This is a genomic window from Schleiferilactobacillus harbinensis, from assembly GCF_008694105.1.
Classification (GTDB): domain Bacteria; phylum Bacillota; class Bacilli; order Lactobacillales; family Lactobacillaceae; genus Schleiferilactobacillus; species Schleiferilactobacillus harbinensis.
Map to the genome: position 1 here is coordinate 1,075,170 of NZ_CP041364.1, position 19,243 is coordinate 1,094,412.

The following is a 19,243-nucleotide window of genomic DNA, read 5'->3' on the forward strand; positions in this document are numbered from 1 at the left end:
CTCACTCCTCTAATTGCTGGATCAAATCTGCCAATACAGCTGGCATTGCAGCAAAACCCAATGATGCTAAGACGGCTGGGGTCCAGGCGGCCCGGGCTGCCGTTAAGGCCGCCTGCAGCTGCTGGCGCGCACCGGCCAGGCCATAAAAACTAACATAGGTATTTTTATGCTCCGCTGCATCTTTCCCCGCCGTCTTGCCTAGCTCGGCCGTGGTTTCGATCACGTCCAAAATATCATCGCGAATCTGGAAGGCTTGCCCCAGCGCCCAGGCAAAGTCACGGACTGCGGCGCGCTGGGACACCGTCAGCTGCCCGGCAAGCGCGCCAATTTCGGCGGCCCCGGTGATGAGCTGGGCGGTTTTGTTCGCCACCAGCTGGTGCAGGGCCGTATCGGTGATGTCCTCCCCCGTATCGGCCATGTCTTGGGACTGACCAGCGACCATGCCGGCTGGGCCGGCGGCATCGGCCAGCGCTTGAACCATAGCAATCCGAACCGCGGTGTTGAACGGCGCCCGCGCTAACCAGGAAAAGGCCAGCGTCAGCAGACCATCCCCGGCTAAAATCGCCTGGGCTTCGCCGAATTGAATATGATTGCTTGGTTTGCCCCGGCGCAGATCGTCGTTATCCATTGCCGGGAGATCATCGTGAATCAGCGAATACGTTTGAATCAGTTCGATCGCTCCGGCCGGGAACAAAAAGTCCTGGGCCGACAAAGCAGCGCTCCCCAATTGACTGATGACGAAGGCCAATACCGGCCGCAGGCGCTTACCGCCGCTGGCCAAAGTGTAGGCCATGGCATCATGGAGGGGCTGCTGGGCGACGTCCGCATCAACTTGGGCCGTCAAAAAAGGATTCAAAACAGCCGTGAAGGTTTGCGTGGCGGCTGCCCAATTATTGTTCAGCACTGTTTTTGGCGTCGCTGCCATCAGCATCCTGCCCTTCCTGCGTCAACGGCTTTTCTTGACCATTAGCAGTCACGATTTTCGCCATCGCTTGTTCCGCTTGGGTCAGTGTTTTTTCGAGCGACCGGCTAAGCTTGATGCCCTGTTCAAATTGAGTCAGCGCTTCTTCCAGCGGTACATCGCCGCTCTCTAAGCGGTTCACGATGGCCTGCAAAGCGGCCATGTTTTCTTCAAAGCTGGGCTCTTTTTTACTTGTTTTCGTTGCCATTGGGCTGTCCTTTCTTCGTTGCTGTGATTTGGGCGGTCGCCGTGCCGTCCGCAAAGTGCAGCACGACGTCCTGGGGCGGCCGCACGCCGCTCACTTGCTGAATGACGGTGCCGTCGGCGGCAGTGACATACGTGTAGCCGCGGTCCAGCACCCGCAACGGACTGAGCAGATCTAGCGCATGCTCGCCGTTGCGCAGTGTTTGCCGGTGCTGTTGGAGCAAGGCTTTTTGCGCAGCCAGCAGCCGCTGGGTGTCGCTGGCTGCTTGCTGATGCGCCAAGGCGACGCGATTCTGAGGCGTTTGCCGCCATAACCGCTGATTAGCTGCCGCCAGTGTGCCTTCGGCCTGCCGCAGCCGATTCTGAGTCGTACCGATCAGCCGCTGCTGCAGATTATCCAAATGTTGCGTTTGTAAGGCATACAGCCGCTCGGGCTGCCGCAAAACCGGTGCAGTCACCAATTGCTGGACACGGCCGCGGGTGTCGGTCAGGCGACGCTGCATGGTGGCCTGCAAGGTGTTGGCCGCTTGACGGATCCGCAACACCAAATCGGTCACGTTGGGCGTGGCCAATTCGGCCGCCGCGGTGGGCGTCGCTGCCCGAACATCGGCTACCATATCGGCAATCGTGGTGTCCGTTTCATGACCGACGGAAGAAATCAGCGGCAACGGGCTTTCGGCCATCGTGCGGGCGACACTCTCTTCATTAAAGGGCCACAGATCTTCGATTGATCCGCCGCCCCGGCCAATAATCAAAACATCCAAATTGGGATGAATATAAGCTTGGCGGAGTTGCTGGACCAAACTGCTGGCAGCAGCATCCCCCTGGACAACCGCCGGAAACAGCACGATTTGGGCCAGCGGGTCGCGTCGCGCCGCAGTGGTCAGAATATCTCGAATCACCGCGCCGGACGGACTCGTAATCACGCCGATCCGCCGAGGAAAACTAGGCAGCGGGCGTTTGGGCCGGGCAAATAGCCCTTCTGTCTGCAGCTTTTTCTTCAAAGCTTCAAAGCGGACATATAAATCACCGACACCAGCGGGCTGCAATTCATCCACATACAATTGATACTCGCCGCTGGGCGGATAGAGGGACACCCGGCCAATGGCGGCCACCTGCATCCCTTCAGCCACCGGGAAAGCGACCTTGGCGAAATCTCGGGCAAACATCATCGCGTTGATCTTGGCTTTATCATCTTTCAAGCTGAAATATTGATTGCCGCCGCGCGGACGATAGTTGGAGACTTCACCGGTCACATAAATCCGGCCAAGATACGGATCCGCATCAAATTTGCGTTTAATATATTCCGTCAGCGCGCTGACCGTTAAGTACTCGGGCCGCCCCGTTTCAGTCATGGGCCACCCGGGCTTTCGTCAACGCAACGGTTTGGATCATTAATTCGGCCACTGTCATCGGCCCGACTCCCCGGGGAACCGGCGTAATGACCCCGGCTAGCGGTTCGACGGCGGCAAAATCCACGTCCCCCGTCACCTTGCCCTCAGCCGTACGGTTGATACCGACGTCAATGATTGCCGCGCCAGGCTTGACCATGTCCGCTGTGAGAAAATGGGGAATGCCCACCGCGACCACAATAATATCAGCAGTCCGGGTCAGCTCTGCTAGATTGCGGGTATGGGAATGCGCCACAGTAACCGTGGCATCTGCTTGCAGCAGCATCGCCGCCATGGGCCGGCCGACAATCCGGGAACGACCGATGACCACGGCATGCTGCCCGCGCAGCGGCACGTGATACTGCTGTAAGATGGCCATGACCCCCGCCGGAGTGGCCGGAACGGGGCCTTCATCGCCGGACCATAACCGGCCAAAGTTGGCCGGTGTAAAACCATCCGCATCCTTAGCCAGATCAATGGCCGCAACCACTGCCGCAGCGTCGATCTGGACCGGCAAGGGCATTTGCACCAGAATCGCATCCACTTCAGGATTGACATTCAATGTTTCAATCTGGTGCAACAGCGCCGTTTGGGTCACGGTTTCGGGCAGTTTGACGACCTGCACATCAATACCCAAGCTGGCCCCTTTGCGCTTCTTGTTCCGGATGTAAATCGTGCTGGCCGGATCATCACCGACTTGGACGATCCGCAGTGTGGGCACGACGCCCTGAGCGGTGAGATTGCCGATCTGATCCTGTAATTCATTCAATAATTTTGCGGCCAATGCTCGGCCGTCTACAACTGTGCTCATGCGCACGCCCCACTTTCTAAAAAAGCACCATACGGCCTCGAACCCGCGGTCAAGGCTGAGCCTTGGGTGCGGATGCGCTGCGTACAGTGCCGCTTAACCTATGCCTGGGCAGCAGAATCGCGATGCTTGGCGACTGTGGCCAGGAGACCATTGACGAATTGGGGGGCATCATTGCCGCCGAATTCTTTGGCCAATTCAATCATTTCATTCAAAATGACACTGGTTGGCAAATCGGGCTCAAATTGCAGCTCGTAAGTACCCAGCCGCAACAAAACCAGCGTCGCCCGTTCCAGCCGGGACAGCTTCCAGTTAGTCCGCAACAGCGGCTGGATAGTCGCATCCAACTCGTCCTGCTGAGCCAGCACGCCCTGAACCAGGGTGTTCAAATACGGCGGTACGTCGTCTGCAGTGATGTGATTCAACTCAAACACCGTCGGATAGACCGTCGCCGGGTCGGTCTGGTCTTCCCCAAACATCACATTAAATAACGTCTGGAAAGCCAGCCGGCGCGTTTGGTGCCGATCAATCATGCTTGACCCCCGCCTCTTTGGCCGCAGCCGGATCAGCAGAGTCTTCATTGTCATCGCTGAACAAATCGGCCGGATCCTGCTTGGCTTGTTTCTCGGGAACCAGACCGTCCACATGGACGTTGACTTCCGCCAATTGCAGATCCGTCATGAACAGCAATTGTTCCCGCAGGCTCTTCTGCAAGGCCAAGGCGACTTTTGGTACCGAGACGCCGTAGCGCAGGTAGACATAAATATCCGCACTGAGCCGGCCATCATCCAGAGTAGTCAATTTCACCCCTTGACCATGGCTGTCCTTGCCCAACAGCGACGAAATGTTGTTCGCCAGGGAACCGCGCATGGCATATACGCCATCCACTTGTTGCGCGGCGATGCCTAAGACCACGGCCAACACTTCCGGAGTGATCTCGATATCACCGGAATGATCCGGTTCTGCCGCCAAAACGATGCGTTTATCTTCTGCCATCATGCAAACCTCCAATCACATAAGCCAATTAGTTAATTAACCGTTGGCCCGAGAAATATAAGTGCCATCAGTGGTGTTGATCGTCAACACGTCACCTTCGCTGATGAAGAACGGTACTTGAACGACTAACCCAGTTTCCATTGTCGCCGGTTTGGATCCGCCATTGGCCGTATTGCCCCGGACACTGGGTTCGGTGGCAGTAACCTTCAGATCAACCGTGTTAGGCAAATCAACACCCAGCGTTTCGCTGCCGTACATGATGATGTTGACCGTCATGTTTTCCTTCAGGTAGTTCAATTCATCCTTGATCTCGCTGCCAGGCAGTTCAAGCTGTTCATAGGTGCTGGTATCCATAAAGACGTAATTATCACCGTCTTGATACAGATACTGCATCGCCTTGGTACTGATTTGGGCCGGTTCAACTTTTTCAGTGGCTCGGAAAGTTTTTTCTTGGACGGCGCCAGTACGCAAGTTCTTCAGCTTGGAGCGGACAAAGGCACTGCCTTTGCCGGGCTTCACATGCTGGAACTCCACGACTCGCCATAATTCGCCATCGACAAGGATCGTCAGGCCGTTCTTAAATTCGTTAACGGAAATCATTTTATTCCTCCAATAATGGTACGCGTTAAATGTCACTACTATCTTATCAAAAGTGGGGTCAAGGCGCCACCGCTCGGACTTGAAACGTTTGTGTCCTTCGGCCGTGCCAAAGCTGCGCAAGCTCCGGCTGAGAGGGCTGGCGAAGCGCTATGCTACCCCTTAAACGAGCTCCGGCCGACAGAAGCGTAGGCCTCCGCTCTCTCAATAAAAAAACCGCTCCGGTTGGTCCCCGAAGCGGCTAAAGCGTGTTCGTACGGTTATTCAGCTGCAGCAGCAACCGGATAAACAGAAACCTTCTTACGGTCTTTGCCCAACCGTTCAAACTTAACCACGCCGTCAGCAACAGCGAAGAGTGTGTCATCGCCGCCGATTTTGACGTTGGTGCCGGGATGAATGTGGGTACCGCGTTGGCGATAAAGAATGGAGCCGGCAGTCACGAATTGACCGTCTGCCCGCTTCGCGCCAAGACGACGACCAGCAGAATCACGACCGTTGGCCGTGGAGCCGCCCCCCTTATGGTGGGCGAAGAGTTGCAGATTCATTTTCAGCATGGGATTCACCTCCGAAAAGTAGATGTTACGCAACCGTCGAGGATTGCGCGTCTTGATTCGTTTTTACCTGCAAGAATTGGCCGTATTCTGCACGAATACTTTGCAGTTCCAACAGAAGATTTTCAAGTAAGATCTGAGCAATTGTCAGTTTTTCTTGAATCATTACCGAGGGTAAAGCGGCGGTCAGCAACCCGCCTTGATCATCATCAGTTTCAACTGCCGGCATGATGCCGGCGAGTCCCTCGATGCCGTTCACGGTACCGATGGCCACAGCGGAAACCGCTGCGCACACGATATCATAGCCATAAGGTCCAGAACCGGCATGGCCGGTAATGGTGAAGCGGGTAATGTTGCCGTCAGTATCGCGATAGAAATCAGCTTTAATCATCACTGCACCTCGCTAATGAATTCAATTCAAATTAGGCATTGATTGCGTCGATAACGACCTTCGTATACGGTTGACGATGGCCCTTCTTTTGATGGCTGTGCTTCTTGGGCTTGTACTTGTAGGTAACAACCTTCTTTTCCTTACCCTGCTTCTCCACTTTACCAGTGACAGAAGCACCATCAACGTACGGCGCACCAATCTTGGTGGTGTCGCCACCAACCATGATCACGTGGTCAAACGTGACTTCGGCGCCAGCTTCGACGTCCAGCTTTTCGACATAGACAGCACCGTCTTTTTCGACCTTGTACTGCTTGCCGCCAGTTTCAATAATTGCGTACATGTTTTGTTACACCTCCTATATTCTTAGACTCGCCAGTCGGGGTGGCCGTGAGGCACTTCAGACCTCTTCCTGAGCGGTTGCAGCTGTGGAAGTGTCCACAAATACAACAGGAGTAGCATAGCAAACCCCAGAGGACGTGTCAATCTTTTTCTTCTGCCTTAGCCTCTTTAGCAAAGGGTTCGTCCGGGCGGCGCTGGAATTGCCGGCCGCAATTTGGGCAGGTGTACAAACCAATGAAGTCCGGCCCATCCAGCTCATAGGTCTCATGCTTCGTCCGGTAACAGTAAGTACAGATGGGCTTGGTACCGCCCTGAGCGTAATACAACCCGTGGTCTTCCCTTAATCCCTTAGGCTTCTTCTCGCCAGCAGGTGTCTCTTCTTTTTTATGCCGATTGAAAAATAATCCCATGATGCGCGGCTCCTTTCAAATAAAAGTGATAGCGGTTGCTTGCTGATTCCAAAAAAATGGCGGTGGGCCGCCATTTGGACTGCTTATTGCGGTTGCGGGCCGAAGCCGGTCCGGCGAGTGTTTTCGATGTCATAATGAATGATCTTTTTAAAATCGAAAACTTGGCCGTTGTCGGCCGTCATGGTGCCTTCCTTGTGGGCGATCCGGCGCACCAGATCATCGTGGGCGGTCATATCGCCGCTGGTCACGCGCACCGGCACTTCCAAGGTACGCCCATCAGAGAACTGAATATAAAAGTACTCGTTCTTTGTGTCTTGCTTCTTCAATAATTTTTTGATTGTTTTCTTCTGCATTTTTATCACCATTTATCATTTTACCGTATTTTTTGAAATTGGAAAAGGCGCCGGCCGCAATATCGCGTACCGACGCCCTGAAATGGTTGGTGAATTGACCAACCAGCCCCTGCCAAGGACCTTCAGTATAGCAGATTTCAAGAAAAACAGGGCTTGCCCCTTGGTTTGTGGCGGTCCGTATCATACAATTATGGAGATGCGAGGGGGGGATGCACGTGATGCGTGAGAAGAGACAACGGCCGACGCGGCGGCTGCGCTATTGGTGGGCGTTAGTGATTACTGCCCTGCTTTTGCTGGTGCTTGGCGGCGGTGTCGTTTGGCTGTTCAGTCAGCCTGCTGAACCGGCGCCCAGCGCCAAGAAGGCGCCGGACCACAACATTGCTGCGCGCCACTCCAGCCGCCGGGCCGCGAAAAAACGGTCCGTCACGTCTGCTGACTCCGTGGCATCAGCCACCCCGCCGCTTACCAGCCGTTTCACCAATGATATCTACACAACCCCCACGCTGACTCTGCGGCTGACTGGGGCGAAGATTGTCACAGACAAGACCAACCATCCGGCATTATTCATTCAATATGAGTTGGCTAATGACGGCTCGACTTTGATCACCCCGGCGGCCATCTGGCGCCAATATGCGATTCTTCGCCAGGGTCAGGCAAACGCCAAAAAGAGCGACATTACCCCACTGACCGAAGCAACGTTGACGGACAAGGACGCGCAGGGCGACCTGGGCAAGCAAGTCAAGGCTAGCCAGACGCCGCTCGCGCCCACTAAGAAGATGAGCGGTGCGATGGTGTATACTTTCGTGGATAAAGATCCGATCCGCTTGCAATTCATCGACCGGGATACCGGTCGACCGTTGGGGACGAAGACGTATGAAATCACTGGGTGACGACTGGCGAGCACAGAAAAAGCCTGACCGAGGCGGCCAGGCTGCACCAATGCGATAGGTGGGGTTCGAACCCACGACCTACGGTTTAGAAGACCGTTGCTCTATCCAACTGAGCCACTATCGCAACAACTCGCCTATTGTAGCGAAAACAGAGAATACTTGTCAACGCGGATCCGCAGGCGGTAACCGTGCACCGACAACAAAGGAGCGCAATTGTATGAAGTTTAACCAATTTGGCCGGCTTGACCCGGATTTTGCCACTCAGGTGGCCGAACTGAAACAGATTCATTTTCTCCCCGGAGACTGGGAGAACACACCCCCGGCTGACCTGTTAAGTATCTTATTTGCCCGCTGCTTCCCAGAAGTCGCCACGGCCAGTGAAATCACTGATCGGGAAGAGCGCATCTTGGTCAACCAGGACACCAGTCTGGCCCAATTGTTGGCCAAAAAGCCCGACAGTATCACCCGGGCAGAATTCTACACCGCCGCGTTGCAGCTGCTGGACTTCATTGTCGCTGACGATTTTCCGGATCTGGACGCTTTGCAGGCCATGGCCAGGTGGCAACTGCCTACGGTGACTGCTGACCCTCTGCAGGGTCAGGACCTGGTGGCGGCCTTTTACTTATTGCTGGCAACCCGGGGCAAAAATGGTCAAAACTTCTTAGACTTACTGACGAGCCGCGGCTATTTCAACGGGTTCTTTACCGCCAGCGAACAGCCGCATTTCGTGTTCTTCAACGGGAAGAGTCAGGCTGTTTTTGACACCACCAAGATCATTCGCGAAGTCGTTTATGTCGAAAGTGACTTGGACACCGATCAAGACGGCCAGCGTGATTTGCTGCAAACCACGATTTTCCGCCCGGCTGAAACTGATCAAGGCTTGGCAGTCCCCGTCCTATACACGGCCAATCCTTATTTCCGCGGCACCAACGACATGGCCCCGGTGAGCTACGATGTGAATAAGGACTTAACGCCGAAGGTACCCAATGAGACCCAATATGGCGACATTGCTTACCATCATGCGCAGCCGCTGATCCCAGATGGCCACACCGTCACGGGTGAAACCAAAAGCACCACCGAAAAGCCGGTGGATCCCGGTATCTACTCATTGAACGATTATTTTCTCGCCCGGGGCTTTGCCACGGTGTATGCCGGCGGAATCGGCACCCGCGGTTCTGATGGCATCCGCACCACTGGCGGTCCGGAAGAAACCGAATCGACTATTGCGATCATTCAATGGCTGCACGGCGATCGCATTGCCTTTACCAACCGCACCGACGGCGTGACCATCAAGGCGTGGTGGTGTACCGGCAACGTGGCCATGACCGGGAAGTCTTACCTCGGCACTTTGGCCGTGGCCGCGGCGACCACCGGTGTGGCCGGCTTGAAGACGGTTGTGTCTGAAGCCGCCATTTCCAGCTGGTATGATTACTATCGAGAAAACGGCTTGGTCATTGCTCCGGTGGACTGCCAAGGCGAAGACACCGACGTGCTGGCCCTGGATACCTTCTCCCGGCGCAAAGACGCCGCCGATTTCCAGCGCATCAAGCCGGTGTATGACAAAATGATGGCCGATTTGAAGGCCGGTCAGGACCGGGAAACTGGCAATTACAATACGTTCTGGGATGCCCGTAATTACCGAAAGCACGCGGACCAGATCAAGATCGACTTTGTCAGCGTCCACGGATTGAATGACTGGAACGTCAAACCGCGCAACGTCGAACAGCTGTGGAATAAGTTGCGGGACTTGCCGATCAACAAGAAAATCTTCCTGCACCAGGGTAAGCATATCTACATGAATAACATCCAGTCCATCGATTTCACCGATATGATGAATCTATGGTTCTGCTACGAGCTGCTGGATGTTGCCAACGATGCTCCGGCCGTCTTGCCTAACGTCACTGTCCAAGACAACGCCGTCCCGGAAACGTGGCACCATTACACTGATTGGAGTGAGCCCACGACGCCGCGCACGCAATACTTTATGTCTAGTGATGGCCTGCAAGAGCAGCCGCCGAAGAATGAGGAAATCGTCTCCTTCCAGGATGACGGCACCCCACTGTTCCTGGCCAGTGACCAGAATGCTCACCATTGGGAATCATTGCTGATGAGCCGCCAGACCAGTGTCTACGAACACACCCGCAAGCTGTTCCTCACCCCGGAATTCACCAAAGACGCCTACATTGACGGAACGATCACGGTCACCCTGCAAGTAGCCGTGAACCAAGCTGCCGGCCAAATCAGCTGCATGGCCATCGATTACGGCCAGGAGAAACGGCTGAAGGCTGATCCGTCTGTTCTCCAAGCCAAGGGCCAGCAACTCGGTTACGGCTGGGCGGTGGACGATGTGAAGGAATTCCAGTTGGAGAAGACCCCCAGTGAATTCCACCAAATTGCGAAGGGCCACATGAACCTGCAAAACCGCCACACCCCGTGGCAAAACGACGCCCTCACCCCGGGCCAGTTCGTCACCCTGCACTTTGCGCTGCAACCGACTGAACACCATATCCTCGCCGGCCACCAGCTGGGCATCATGGTCTATGCCACCGACATGGGCATGACCGTACGGCCCAGCACCGCCGCCACCTATGAACTGGATCTCAATGCCAGCCGAGTGGAAGTGCCGTACCGCCGGTAATTCAAGTCAAATTAAAGGAGCCATCCAAATTGTGAGCGGATGGCTCCTTTTTACTACGCGACAGTCGGAATCAGGTCTGGTTTCACTTGCCGCAGCGCCTCATAGTAAGCAACAAAAATGGTCTGCATATAAGGCACGACCCATAGGAGCGGAAACACCAAGGCACACAGTAAGAGCCACCCAAGGAGGGAAAGCCACAGGACGAAATAAGCGCCCTTGAAGCCGGCCATCAGCTGCCAACTCAGCTGAAACGCCCGGCCAATACTGGCTATGCCGCCTTGACCGGCATCGCACAAATCCATGTAGACAAAGAAGACCGGAGCGATACCCAACTGAATCACAATGTAAACCACGAACCAAACCAGTTTGGCCAACGACCACCAGAGACCAGTGTCGCCTAAGTTCATTGGGATGTTGAGCAAGACCTCGGTGATCAGGAAAATCAGAATCAAACCGGGAAAATACCGGGGTGAAAAGCCGGCCACGGCGCGGCTGGCAATGGATTGTTTTGAATCCGGATAGCGCCACCAGCTGAGCAGTCCCAGCGACGCACTCGTGGCCACTAAATCTGATAACACCACAGACCACCAGCGGCCCGACAGGAACAAGTTTGTCTGCCCTGACGGACCCGAGACACTGACGAAGTTAAAAGATAGAATACGTGACCCAGTTATTTCGTACGCCACCACGAATTGAACGATCATCAAAATCACCGCCAAAATAATCAGCGGTAAGAGTGTGATTCCAAACAATGTGCCATAGTGTCCACGCATCCGTTCTTTCACTGTGTACTTCAGTGAAGCGCGATCAATTTGCATACCAATCCCTCCCATATAGTTTTAGTATACGCTACACACCGCGCCAACACACCAAAAAAGCGCCGATGACCGGCGCTTTAAGCACTTGCTTACCTTACCTTGATTTGACGAATGTAGACCCATCTGCCGCCGGTGCCTGGGACTTCCCAATGAAGGCGACCAGCACGATAATGGTGATCAAATACGGAGCCAGTGTGAACCAGACATTGGGCACATTCGCGATGACTGGAATATATTTACCAATAATGGCCAGTGACTGAGCAAAGCCAAAGAAAATGGCCGCGCCCATTGCCCCAATTGGATTCCATTTCCCAAAAATCATCGCTGCCAGCGACATGAAGCCCTGGCCCACAATCGTGGAAACAGAAAAGTTCAAGGTAATACTCTCCGCCATAATGGCGCCGCCGATACCGCCCAATAGACCAGACAGCATGACCCCCATGTATCGGTATTTGTAAACGGAAATACCGACGGAATCTGCCGCTTCAGGGTGTTCGCCGACAGACCGCAAACGCAACCCGAACCGCGTGTATTTCAGGACCCACCAGGAGAAGATAGCAACGAAAATCCCAAAATACGCCACCAATGACGTATTACGGAAGAAAATCGGTCCAATCACTGGAATATTGGACAATCCTGGCATGGTCACATTAGCCAGCGGCTGCTGAATAATATCGGTTTGCCCTTTGCCGGCAAAAATCAGCTTAGTCAGATAAACCCCCAGCGCCGGCGCCATCAAATTCAATACCGTCCCAGAAATGATATGGTCAGTGCGCCAGTTGATCGTCGCGACGGCATGCATCAGGGAAAACAGCACACCGACTAATCCGCCGACTAACAATCCCAGCCAGGGGGTGGCGCCGTGGAAGATATGGGCAGTGAACAGGTTGAAGACGACACTCGAGAATGCGCCCATCACCATGATACCCTCCAGCCCGACGTTGACGATCCCGCTGCGCTCAGAAAACGTGCCGCCGATTGAAGTAAAAATCATCGGGGCGGAATAAACCAGGGTGGTGGAAACCACCGTCAGCAATAACGTCATGATATTCATTTGGCGTCCTCCCCTTCCTCTTCAGCCTGCGCGGCCCGTTCAGCCACCGCGGCCTGCGGTTCACTGCTGCTGGCCACCGGCGGTTGCTTTTTGGGATGCTTGCGCAATTTAACGCTCAGATAGCGAATGACATAGTTAGCACCGACGAAGAAAATGACAGCGGCAATTACGATATCGACGATTTCTGGCGGCGTCGTGGAGGCAATGGAAATGTTCAATCCGCCAATCTTCAAGATTCCGAAGAGCAGCGCGGCGAGGATGATCCCCACCGGCGACCCGGTCGCTAACAGCGATACGGACATTCCGTCGAAGCCAATACTGGGCAAGGCCGTGTTGACAATGATATTTTGAAAATTACCCAGTCCTTCCATGGCCCCGCCGAGACCGGCGAGCGCCCCAGAAATCAGCATAGCAGAAATAATCGTCTTCTTCGTGGACATCCCGGCATAGCGGGACGCGTCTTCGTTCATCCCCACGGCCCGAATCTCAAAACCCAGGGTCGTTTTCTTCATCAGCCACCAAACCACGATGACCGCGACCAGGGCAATCAAGATACCCCAGTGGAAGGTGGAATTTTGCGTGATTTTTTCCAAAAATGGTGTCCGTAACCGCGCCTGCACAGGGATCGTCGGCGAATAGTCGCCGTCCCCCTTAGCCAGCATGCCCTTGACAACGGCATTCGTCGCATACAGGGCAATGTAGTTCAGCATGATGGTGGTGATTACTTCGCTGGCGCCGAAATACGCCCGCAGGAAGCCGGCGATCCCGGACCATAGGGCACCGGCGACTGCACCGGCCAGAATTGCCCCGGGCAGCAGCAAGAAGCCGGGTGCATGGGGAAAGGCCAACGCAAAAGACACCGACGCCAGCCAGCCGGCCAGGGCCTGACCGGCCAAACCAATGTTGAAGAAACCGGCCGAGTTCGCGACGGCAAAGCCCAGCCCGGTCAGAATCAGCGGTGTGGCTTCCCGCAACACCTCACCGATTGCATTGGGGCTTCCCAGCGCACCAGTGAATAAACTGATATAGTTTTCAATCGGATTAAAGCCGGACAGGATCATGATGATCGCACCGACCACCATCCCCAGGATAACGGAAGTTACCGAGATCCAGAGGTTGCCCAACCGAAGATTTTTAATGCGCATTGAGCATTTCCTCCTTCCCCGGCACCGTTTCGCCGGCCATCAACAAACCAATTTCATTTTCACTCAAAGCACTGGTCTTCGCTTGACCAACGATCGTGCCGCTGTGAATAACCGCAACGCGATCGGCCAGTTGGCGAATTTCATCCAGTTCGTAAGAAATCAACAGAATCGCGTGGCCCGCCGCTCGGGCAGCCAGCAACTGCGAATGAATGAACTCGATCGCGCCGACGTCCAGGCCCCTGGTGGGATTGACTGCAATCAATAGTTGCGGTTCCCGACTCAATTCCCGGGCGATGATCAACTTCTGCTGATTCCCGCCGGAAAGCGACCCTGCCGGTTCTTCAATCGTGCTGTGCCGGACGTCGTATTGTTCTAGGAGCTGTTCAGTATTCGTGATCATCGCCTTGGGATTCAATACCCCATGGTGAGAATACGGGGCCAGCGTGTAGACTTGCAGCGACATATTGTCCACGAGGCTCATGGGCAGGATCAAGCCATAGCGCTGCCGGTCTTCTGGAATATGGCCAACCCCGGATTGGGTCACTTGCCGCGGCGTGGCCCCGGTGCGGTCTTGGCCGCCAATAATGACATGGCCGCCCGCCGTAGGCATTAAGCCCGTGATTGCCCGGACGAGTTCACTTTGGCCGTTCCCGTCAATTCCCGCCAACCCGACGATTTCGCCGCCGTGGATGGTCAGATCAAAATCGTGGACCCGAGTGACCTTCTGCTTATCGATGACTTGCAAGTCTTCAATCTTTAAAATTTCTGGACCAACTGGCATCGGTACGCGTTCCCGTTGGAAAGTGACGTGCCGGCCAACCATCAGCTCAGCCAGTTTTTCTGTAGAAGTGGTCTTCGTATCCACTGTATCGATCACTTTGCCCCGGCGAATAATCGTGGTGATATCCGCCACGGCCTGCAGCTCATTCAATTTGTGAGAAATCAGGATAACGGCTTTGCCCTCTGAGGCCAGCCGACGAAAAATATCCAGCAATTCCTTGATTTCTTGCGGGGTTAAAACGGCCGTGGGTTCATCAAAAATCAAGATATCGGCATTACGGTACAACACTTTCAAAATTTCTGCCCGTTGCTGCATTCCGACCGAAATGTCCGCAACTTTAGCATCCGGATCCACATCCAATCCATACTGCTTGGACAGTGCCACAACCTTGGCCTTGGCATCGTGCCGGTTCAGGATCCCGACACCTTTCGTTTCCTCCACACCCAGCATGATGTTTTCCAACACGGTGAAGTTCTCTACCAGCATGAAGTGCTGGTGGACCATCCCAATCCCGAGTTCCGTGGCGTCCTTCGCCGAGGCCAAATGGACCGGTTTCCCATGAACTAGAATTTCACCGCTGGTCGGCTGCAAGATTCCGGAGAGCATGTTCATCATGGTTGTCTTGCCGGCTCCATTCTCGCCCAGCAAGCCATGGACCTCACCGTTGCGGATCTGGATCGAAATGTGGTCATTAGCCACAAAATCCCCGAAACGTTTGGTCAGGTCCCGCACTTCAATGGCAATTTCAGAAGATGACATGTGCGATTCCTTTCTATTTGCCTGTCGATATAGAAAAATTAGGGCAGAAGCATACGCTGCTGCCCTAACCGTGTCTCAAATGTCAGACAATTACTTCTTCAGTTGTGAGGGCTTCTCAGCGACTTTGATCTTGCCGTCGATGATCTGCTGCTGGTAATCCTGAACGGCTTTCCAAGCAGCCGCGCTCATGTTGCCGCGCGCCAGTTTAACCCCTTTTTCCTTCAAACCATAAACGGTCGTCTTGCCGCCAGGGAACTTGCCGTCTTTGGCATCGTCGGCCAGCTTCTCAACCGCAATATCCACGCCCTTAACGGTGGAAGTCAGCGTCAGGTTGCCGCCGCTGTACTTACCTTCAGGAGTCTGGTCCCGATCGACGCCGATGACCCAAACCTTCTTCTTCTTGATTTGGTTCTTGGCAGCAGAGAAGACACCCATCCCGGTACCGCCGGCAGCTTGGTAAATCACGTCTTCGTCGTTGTTGAACATGGCGTTGGCTAACGCTTGGCCAACATCCGGCTTGCTGAAGTCGTTGGCATACTTCACATCGACACTGATGTTTTTGTCGACAGCGGCGACCCCTTGGCGGAAGCCGGCTTCAAAGCGGTCAATGACTGCCCCGTGCATGCCGCCGATGAAGCCGACCTTCTTAGTCTTGGTCGTCTCGGCTGCGGCGACACCGGCCAGAAATGCCCCTTCGTTATCCTTAAACGTGACACTGGCCACGTTCTTGGCATCGATCACATCGTCAATGATGACGAAGTTAGTCTTCGGGTTCGCCTTTGCAGCGTTCTTGATCGCACTCTCCAACTTATAGCCGATCCCAAAAATCGTCGCATACTTTGCCTGAATCAACTTGTTGATGTTCGGGGTGAAGTCCGCATCGGAGTTGGATTGGGCGTAGTTATAACCGCCGACACCCTTCTTCAAGCCGTTCTTCTTGCCCCATGCTTCCAGACCTTCCCAACCGCTTTGGTTGAATGACTTGTCGTCCACCCCGCCGCCATCGGTAACCAATGCTGCAGAATACTTGACGGTCTTCGTGGCACTGCCGCTGTTGCTCTTGCCGCCGCAAGCGACCAGGGCTAACCCCATAACCGCAATTGACGCAACCAAGCCAATCTTGTGACTGATTTTCAAAACAGTTCCTCCTCGGTGGGCTTCTTTCGCCCTTGATGAGTTAATAATACCATGCCGGAATTACACAAACAACAACGATGCAGATTACAATTTAGTGTAATGTTCGCATTGTAACCGGTGTCAGTCATTCCTAGAGAAACAAATAACACCGCTTCGTGCTGAGATGGAATATCACAAAGACGGTGTTATTTAACAGATTATTGAATTAGGCTGTGCTCACAATCGAGCAGGCGGTGCTTAATACAGCTCCAGATATTGGTCCCGTTCCCACTTGGAGACGGACTGGCGGTAGCCATCCCACTCCATGCGCTTAGAATCAACGAAACTCTGGTACAGGTGCGGTCCCAAGGCGTCAATGACTACTTCATCCGCCGCCAACGCCTTCAACGCATTGTGCAGCGTGGAGGGCAGGTCGGTGATGTGATTGGCTTTGCGTTCCTCAGGAGTCATCCGGTAAATGTTGCGGTGCACTGGTGCTGCCGGGGTCAGCTTGTTGTTCAAGCCGTCCATGCCGGCCGCCAAGATCGCGCCAATAGCCAGATAAGGATTAGCGGTCGGATCAACACTGCGCATTTCTAACCGCGTCGATAAACCGCGGGATTGGGGTACCCGAATCAGCGGACTGCGGTTGCGGCCGGACCAAGCGACATAAACAGGCGCTTCATAGCCCGGCACCAATCGCTTATAGGAATTGACAGTCGGATTATTAACGGCGGTCAGTGCCCGCGCGTGCGTCAGCAAACCAGCCAGGAAGTGGCGGGATTCGGCCGATAATTGGTCGTCCGTATCCGGATCAAAGAAAGCATTATTGTCGCCCTTGAACAAGGACATGTTGATATGCATGCCGCTGCCGTTGATGCCGGCCAAAGGCTTGGGCATGAACGTGGCGTGCAAACCATGTTGGCGCGCAATCGTCTTGACGACCAATTTGAACGTCTGGATGTTATCGGCGGCAGTTACGGCATCAGCGTACTTGAAGTCAATTTCGTGCTGCCCAGGAGCGACTTCATGGTGGCTGGCTTCGACTTCAAAGCCCATCTTTTCCAACTCCAAAACAATGTCCCGCCGGGTGTTTTCACCCAGATCGACGGGGGCAAAGTCGAAATAGCCGCCCTTGTCGTTCAGTTCCAAAGTCGGCCGATCCTCCTCATCCAATTTGAAGAGGAAGAATTCCGGTTCTGGTCCGATATTGAAGGTGGTGTAGCCGGCCTCCCGAGCTTCGGCCAATACCCGCTTCAAATTGTTGCGAGGGTCCCCCGCAAACGGTGTGCCATCCGGATTGTGTACGTCACAAATCAAGCGGGCAACTTTGCCGTGTTCGGATCCCCACGGAAAGACCAGCCACGTATTCAAATCGGGGTACAGCAGCATGTCGCTTTCCTCAATCCGGACAAAGCCGTCAATGGACGATCCATCAAACATAATTTTGTTGGCCAATACCTTCTCCAACTGATCGACAGGTACCTCCACGTTCTTGATAATGCCGTTGATATCCGTAAACATTAATCGCAGAAATTGAACATTTTGTTCCTGTACGGCTTCCCGAATCTTGTCTGCCGTAATTTGTGCACGCGCCATCAAACCCACTCCATTCTTAAAAGTTAATTACGAGGAAATTCTGTATCATTCAAGAAACCGGCTGTCCGCAACATCTCGTCGCGCAGCAGCACCCGGGCTTTTTCATCGGAAAGATTATTATTCCGTTCGCTCGCCCGGCGCTCCTTCACTTGACCGAGGGTATACCCTGCGGCCAAATCGTCCTTGATCGCCAACAGCACATCCACATCATTCATGGAGAATTGCCGCTGACCGCCAGCCGTCCGATGGGGCTTCAATAAGCCCTGGGACTCATAATAGCGAATTTGGCGAGCCGTCAGACCAGTGATCGTACACGCCGTACCAATTGATAACACCGGGGTCGACCGCCGGACTTCTGTCTCACGCATACCCGCACCTCCTTGAATGGTTACAGTATACGCGGCAATAAAAAAAGCTGTCAACGGCATATGTCAGGTTTCCTAACATAATTGACAACTTTTTTGAATTTTCTTTACATGGTCCAGACCAATATGTCACCGCGTTAAAAAACTCGCGATCAGCAGCTTGATTTTATTTTCTTCCGCGGGGTTTTCCAGCAAGTTGAACCAATGTACCGGGAGCTGGTGACGGAAATACGTCAGCTGCCGCTTAGCGTAATGCCGGGAATCAGCCTTGATGCGGTCGACCGTGGCCGGTAAGCTGGCCTGACCGGCGAAGTACGGCCACCATTCCCGGTAACCGATGCCCTTCCCGGCTGGCCAATCCGCACCGCCTTGGGCGTACAGCCAGCGGGCTTCTTTTTCTAAACCCTGGGCAATCATCTGGTCCACCCGGGCATTGATCCGGGCATAAAGCTGCTGTCGTTCGGTATTCAAGCCGATTACACAGGCATCATAGGCCGGCGTCAAATCATCCCCTTGGTCCGAAAATAGCTGACCCGTTTCAGCAATGACCGCGAGGGCGCGTTCAACCCGGCGGCGATTCGCGACCGGAATTTTAGCCGCGGCGGCGGGGTCAGCGATATTGAGTTTCTGCCAGGCTGCTTCATCACTGAGTCCATCAGTAATGTGATTTGACTGCCGCTCCGTGCCTAATTGCCACCCTAGCAAAAACATCCGTAAATAGAAGCCGGTACCGCCGACAATGATCGGTACATGACCGCGGGCAGTAATTTCCCGCACCAAATTGCCGGCAGCCTGTTGAAAATCATGGGCGGAGAATTTTTCATCCGGATTGCGGATGTTCAGCAAGTGGTGGGGAACTCCCTGCATTTCCTCAGGCAGAACTTTTGCGGTGCCGATATCGAGATGACGAAAAATCTGCATCGAATCTCCGGAAATAATTTCGCCATTGAATTGTTTGGCCAAGTCAATGCCCAGTGCTGATTTTCCCACTGCGGTGGGGCCGACGATCATGATGACTTTATCCATGTGATTTTGTCACGCTTTCTTGAATAGTCTGATTATAATTATACTGTACCG

At 54.2% G+C, this 19,243-nt stretch carries 22 protein-coding genes, 1 tRNA gene and 1 other annotated feature; of the genes, 2 read left to right on the forward strand and 21 right to left on the reverse strand.

Features of this window, described 5'->3' with window-relative positions; all coding sequences use genetic code 11:
- Position 1: 1 nt before the first annotated feature.
- The 12 genes from FMM01_RS05550 to FMM01_RS05605 form a co-directional block, all read right to left on the reverse strand.
- Positions 2 to 925, reverse strand: a complete 924-nt coding sequence (locus FMM01_RS05550) for a polyprenyl synthetase family protein (protein WP_150391873.1) — start codon at positions 923 to 925, stop codon at positions 2 to 4.
- Entirely contained in the window at positions 891 to 1,169 is a 279-nt protein-coding gene (locus FMM01_RS05555) for an exodeoxyribonuclease VII small subunit (protein WP_027828653.1), read from the reverse strand. The genes FMM01_RS05550 and FMM01_RS05555 overlap by 35 nt, the downstream gene beginning before the upstream one ends.
- On the reverse strand, positions 1,150 to 2,520 hold the full coding sequence (xseA, locus tag FMM01_RS05560) for an exodeoxyribonuclease VII large subunit (protein WP_150391874.1): 1,371 nt from the start codon (positions 2,518 to 2,520) through the stop codon (positions 1,150 to 1,152). The genes FMM01_RS05555 and xseA overlap by 20 nt, the downstream gene beginning before the upstream one ends.
- The gene (locus tag FMM01_RS05565) at positions 2,513 to 3,367 is read right to left on the reverse strand and encodes a bifunctional 5,10-methylenetetrahydrofolate dehydrogenase/5,10-methenyltetrahydrofolate cyclohydrolase (protein ID WP_150391875.1); all 855 of its coding nucleotides are present in this window, start codon (positions 3,365 to 3,367) and stop codon (positions 2,513 to 2,515) included. The genes xseA and FMM01_RS05565 overlap by 8 nt, the downstream gene beginning before the upstream one ends.
- A gap of 98 nt (positions 3,368 to 3,465) precedes the next feature.
- Positions 3,466 to 3,897: a transcription antitermination factor NusB gene (gene nusB / locus FMM01_RS05570; RefSeq protein WP_027828650.1), complete on the reverse strand. Its 432-nt coding sequence runs from the start codon at positions 3,895 to 3,897 to the stop codon at positions 3,466 to 3,468.
- Positions 3,890 to 4,360, reverse strand: a complete 471-nt coding sequence (locus FMM01_RS05575; RefSeq protein ID WP_027828649.1) for an Asp23/Gls24 family envelope stress response protein — start codon at positions 4,358 to 4,360, stop codon at positions 3,890 to 3,892. The genes nusB and FMM01_RS05575 overlap by 8 nt, the downstream gene beginning before the upstream one ends.
- Before the next feature lie 36 nt (positions 4,361 to 4,396).
- A complete protein-coding gene (gene efp / locus FMM01_RS05580) occupies positions 4,397 to 4,960 on the reverse strand; it encodes an elongation factor P (protein ID WP_027828648.1) in 564 nt (187 codons plus the stop codon).
- A 257-nt stretch (positions 4,961 to 5,217) separates the two neighbouring features.
- Positions 5,218 to 5,511: a 50S ribosomal protein L27 gene (gene rpmA / locus FMM01_RS05585; RefSeq protein WP_027828647.1), complete on the reverse strand. Its 294-nt coding sequence runs from the start codon at positions 5,509 to 5,511 to the stop codon at positions 5,218 to 5,220.
- 25 nt (positions 5,512 to 5,536) lie between these two features.
- On the reverse strand, positions 5,537 to 5,899 hold the full coding sequence (locus FMM01_RS05590; RefSeq protein WP_027828646.1) for a ribosomal-processing cysteine protease Prp: 363 nt from the start codon (positions 5,897 to 5,899) through the stop codon (positions 5,537 to 5,539).
- A gap of 31 nt (positions 5,900 to 5,930) precedes the next feature.
- Positions 5,931 to 6,239 carry a 50S ribosomal protein L21 gene (gene rplU, locus FMM01_RS05595; RefSeq protein WP_027828645.1) on the reverse strand — a complete coding sequence of 103 codons (309 nt, stop codon included), beginning with the start codon at positions 6,237 to 6,239 and terminating at the stop codon, positions 5,931 to 5,933.
- A 15-nt stretch (positions 6,240 to 6,254) separates the two neighbouring features.
- Positions 6,255 to 6,328 (reverse strand) — a sequence feature (ribosomal protein L21 leader region).
- Positions 6,329 to 6,378: 50 nt separating this feature from the next.
- Positions 6,379 to 6,648, reverse strand: coding sequence for a hypothetical protein (locus FMM01_RS05600; protein WP_150391876.1), 270 nt, complete (start codon positions 6,646 to 6,648; stop codon positions 6,379 to 6,381).
- An 83-nt stretch (positions 6,649 to 6,731) separates the two neighbouring features.
- Positions 6,732 to 7,001 carry a hypothetical protein gene (locus tag FMM01_RS05605; RefSeq protein ID WP_027828643.1) on the reverse strand — a complete coding sequence of 90 codons (270 nt, stop codon included), beginning with the start codon at positions 6,999 to 7,001 and terminating at the stop codon, positions 6,732 to 6,734.
- Positions 7,002 to 7,219: 218 nt separating this feature from the next.
- Between FMM01_RS05605 and FMM01_RS05610 the strand changes: the two genes are divergently transcribed.
- The gene (locus FMM01_RS05610) at positions 7,220 to 7,891 is read left to right on the forward strand and encodes a DUF5067 domain-containing protein (protein WP_190973460.1); all 672 of its coding nucleotides are present in this window, start codon (positions 7,220 to 7,222) and stop codon (positions 7,889 to 7,891) included.
- 50 nt (positions 7,892 to 7,941) lie between these two features.
- Here the strand turns inward: FMM01_RS05610 and FMM01_RS05615 are convergent.
- Positions 7,942 to 8,015 (reverse strand) — tRNA-Arg (locus tag FMM01_RS05615).
- Between the two features lie 93 nt (positions 8,016 to 8,108).
- Between FMM01_RS05615 and FMM01_RS05620 the strand changes: the two genes are divergently transcribed.
- Positions 8,109 to 10,529, forward strand: a complete 2,421-nt coding sequence (locus FMM01_RS05620; RefSeq protein WP_150391878.1) for a Xaa-Pro dipeptidyl-peptidase — start codon at positions 8,109 to 8,111, stop codon at positions 10,527 to 10,529.
- A 53-nt stretch (positions 10,530 to 10,582) separates the two neighbouring features.
- On the opposite strand, the gene FMM01_RS05625 is transcribed toward FMM01_RS05620, so the two are convergent.
- The 8 genes from FMM01_RS05625 to miaA all read right to left on the reverse strand — a co-directional run bounded on the left by FMM01_RS05625 (position 10,583) and on the right by miaA (position 19,192).
- The gene (locus tag FMM01_RS05625) at positions 10,583 to 11,347 is read right to left on the reverse strand and encodes a DUF975 family protein (protein WP_190973461.1); all 765 of its coding nucleotides are present in this window, start codon (positions 11,345 to 11,347) and stop codon (positions 10,583 to 10,585) included.
- Positions 11,348 to 11,441: 94 nt separating this feature from the next.
- Positions 11,442 to 12,401 carry an ABC transporter permease gene (locus tag FMM01_RS05630; RefSeq protein ID WP_027829569.1) on the reverse strand — a complete coding sequence of 320 codons (960 nt, stop codon included), beginning with the start codon at positions 12,399 to 12,401 and terminating at the stop codon, positions 11,442 to 11,444.
- Positions 12,398 to 13,546: an ABC transporter permease gene (locus FMM01_RS05635; RefSeq protein WP_051225473.1), complete on the reverse strand. Its 1,149-nt coding sequence runs from the start codon at positions 13,544 to 13,546 to the stop codon at positions 12,398 to 12,400. The genes FMM01_RS05630 and FMM01_RS05635 overlap by 4 nt, the downstream gene beginning before the upstream one ends.
- The gene (locus tag FMM01_RS05640) at positions 13,536 to 15,086 is read right to left on the reverse strand and encodes an ABC transporter ATP-binding protein (RefSeq protein WP_150391880.1); all 1,551 of its coding nucleotides are present in this window, start codon (positions 15,084 to 15,086) and stop codon (positions 13,536 to 13,538) included. Before FMM01_RS05640 ends, FMM01_RS05635 begins: the two co-directional genes overlap by 11 nt.
- A 90-nt stretch (positions 15,087 to 15,176) precedes the next feature.
- Entirely contained in the window at positions 15,177 to 16,223 is a 1,047-nt protein-coding gene (locus FMM01_RS05645; protein WP_027829571.1) for a BMP family lipoprotein, read from the reverse strand.
- 237 nt (positions 16,224 to 16,460) lie between these two features.
- On the reverse strand, positions 16,461 to 17,801 hold the full coding sequence (glnA, locus tag FMM01_RS05650; protein ID WP_027828448.1) for a type I glutamate--ammonia ligase: 1,341 nt from the start codon (positions 17,799 to 17,801) through the stop codon (positions 16,461 to 16,463).
- Between the two features lie 23 nt (positions 17,802 to 17,824).
- The gene (locus tag FMM01_RS05655; RefSeq protein WP_027828449.1) at positions 17,825 to 18,169 is read right to left on the reverse strand and encodes a MerR family transcriptional regulator; all 345 of its coding nucleotides are present in this window, start codon (positions 18,167 to 18,169) and stop codon (positions 17,825 to 17,827) included.
- 126 nt (positions 18,170 to 18,295) lie between these two features.
- Positions 18,296 to 19,192 carry a tRNA (adenosine(37)-N6)-dimethylallyltransferase MiaA gene (gene miaA, locus FMM01_RS05660; protein WP_150391881.1) on the reverse strand — a complete coding sequence of 299 codons (897 nt, stop codon included), beginning with the start codon at positions 19,190 to 19,192 and terminating at the stop codon, positions 18,296 to 18,298.
- Positions 19,193 to 19,243 lie beyond the last annotated feature (51 nt).

What these genes read in the sequence shown, in the direction of transcription:
- FMM01_RS05550 (WP_150391873.1), bottom strand. Translation starts at nt 925, where the DNA reads ATGGCAGCGACGCCAAAAACAGTGCTGAACAATAATTGGGCAGCCGCC.
- efp (WP_027828648.1), bottom strand. Translation starts at nt 4,960, where the DNA reads ATGATTTCCGTTAACGAATTTAAGAACGGCCTGACGATCCTTGTCGAT.
- FMM01_RS05635 (WP_051225473.1), bottom strand. Translation starts at nt 13,546, where the DNA reads ATGCGCATTAAAAATCTTCGGTTGGGCAACCTCTGGATCTCGGTAACT.
- FMM01_RS05555 (WP_027828653.1), bottom strand. Translation starts at nt 1,169, where the DNA reads ATGGCAACGAAAACAAGTAAAAAAGAGCCCAGCTTTGAAGAAAACATG.
- FMM01_RS05575 (WP_027828649.1), bottom strand. Translation starts at nt 4,360, where the DNA reads ATGGCAGAAGATAAACGCATCGTTTTGGCGGCAGAACCGGATCATTCC.
- FMM01_RS05655 (WP_027828449.1), bottom strand. Translation starts at nt 18,169, where the DNA reads ATGCGTGAGACAGAAGTCCGGCGGTCGACCCCGGTGTTATCAATTGGT.
- nusB (WP_027828650.1), bottom strand. Translation starts at nt 3,897, where the DNA reads ATGATTGATCGGCACCAAACGCGCCGGCTGGCTTTCCAGACGTTATTT.
- FMM01_RS05620 (WP_150391878.1), top strand. Translation starts at nt 8,109, where the DNA reads ATGAAGTTTAACCAATTTGGCCGGCTTGACCCGGATTTTGCCACTCAG.
- glnA (WP_027828448.1), bottom strand. Translation starts at nt 17,801, where the DNA reads ATGGCGCGTGCACAAATTACGGCAGACAAGATTCGGGAAGCCGTACAG.
- rpmA (WP_027828647.1), bottom strand. Translation starts at nt 5,511, where the DNA reads ATGCTGAAAATGAATCTGCAACTCTTCGCCCACCATAAGGGGGGCGGC.
- FMM01_RS05610 (WP_190973460.1), top strand. Translation starts at nt 7,220, where the DNA reads ATGCGTGAGAAGAGACAACGGCCGACGCGGCGGCTGCGCTATTGGTGG.
- miaA (WP_150391881.1), bottom strand. Translation starts at nt 19,192, where the DNA reads ATGGATAAAGTCATCATGATCGTCGGCCCCACCGCAGTGGGAAAATCA.
- rplU (WP_027828645.1), bottom strand. Translation starts at nt 6,239, where the DNA reads ATGTACGCAATTATTGAAACTGGCGGCAAGCAGTACAAGGTCGAAAAA.
- FMM01_RS05625 (WP_190973461.1), bottom strand. Translation starts at nt 11,347, where the DNA reads ATGCAAATTGATCGCGCTTCACTGAAGTACACAGTGAAAGAACGGATG.
- FMM01_RS05600 (WP_150391876.1), bottom strand. Translation starts at nt 6,648, where the DNA reads ATGGGATTATTTTTCAATCGGCATAAAAAAGAAGAGACACCTGCTGGC.
- FMM01_RS05565 (WP_150391875.1), bottom strand. Translation starts at nt 3,367, where the DNA reads ATGAGCACAGTTGTAGACGGCCGAGCATTGGCCGCAAAATTATTGAAT.
- FMM01_RS05605 (WP_027828643.1), bottom strand. Translation starts at nt 7,001, where the DNA reads ATGCAGAAGAAAACAATCAAAAAATTATTGAAGAAGCAAGACACAAAG.
- xseA (WP_150391874.1), bottom strand. Translation starts at nt 2,520, where the DNA reads ATGACTGAAACGGGGCGGCCCGAGTACTTAACGGTCAGCGCGCTGACG.
- FMM01_RS05640 (WP_150391880.1), bottom strand. Translation starts at nt 15,086, where the DNA reads ATGTCATCTTCTGAAATTGCCATTGAAGTGCGGGACCTGACCAAACGT.
- FMM01_RS05590 (WP_027828646.1), bottom strand. Translation starts at nt 5,899, where the DNA reads ATGATTAAAGCTGATTTCTATCGCGATACTGACGGCAACATTACCCGC.
- FMM01_RS05630 (WP_027829569.1), bottom strand. Translation starts at nt 12,401, where the DNA reads ATGAATATCATGACGTTATTGCTGACGGTGGTTTCCACCACCCTGGTT.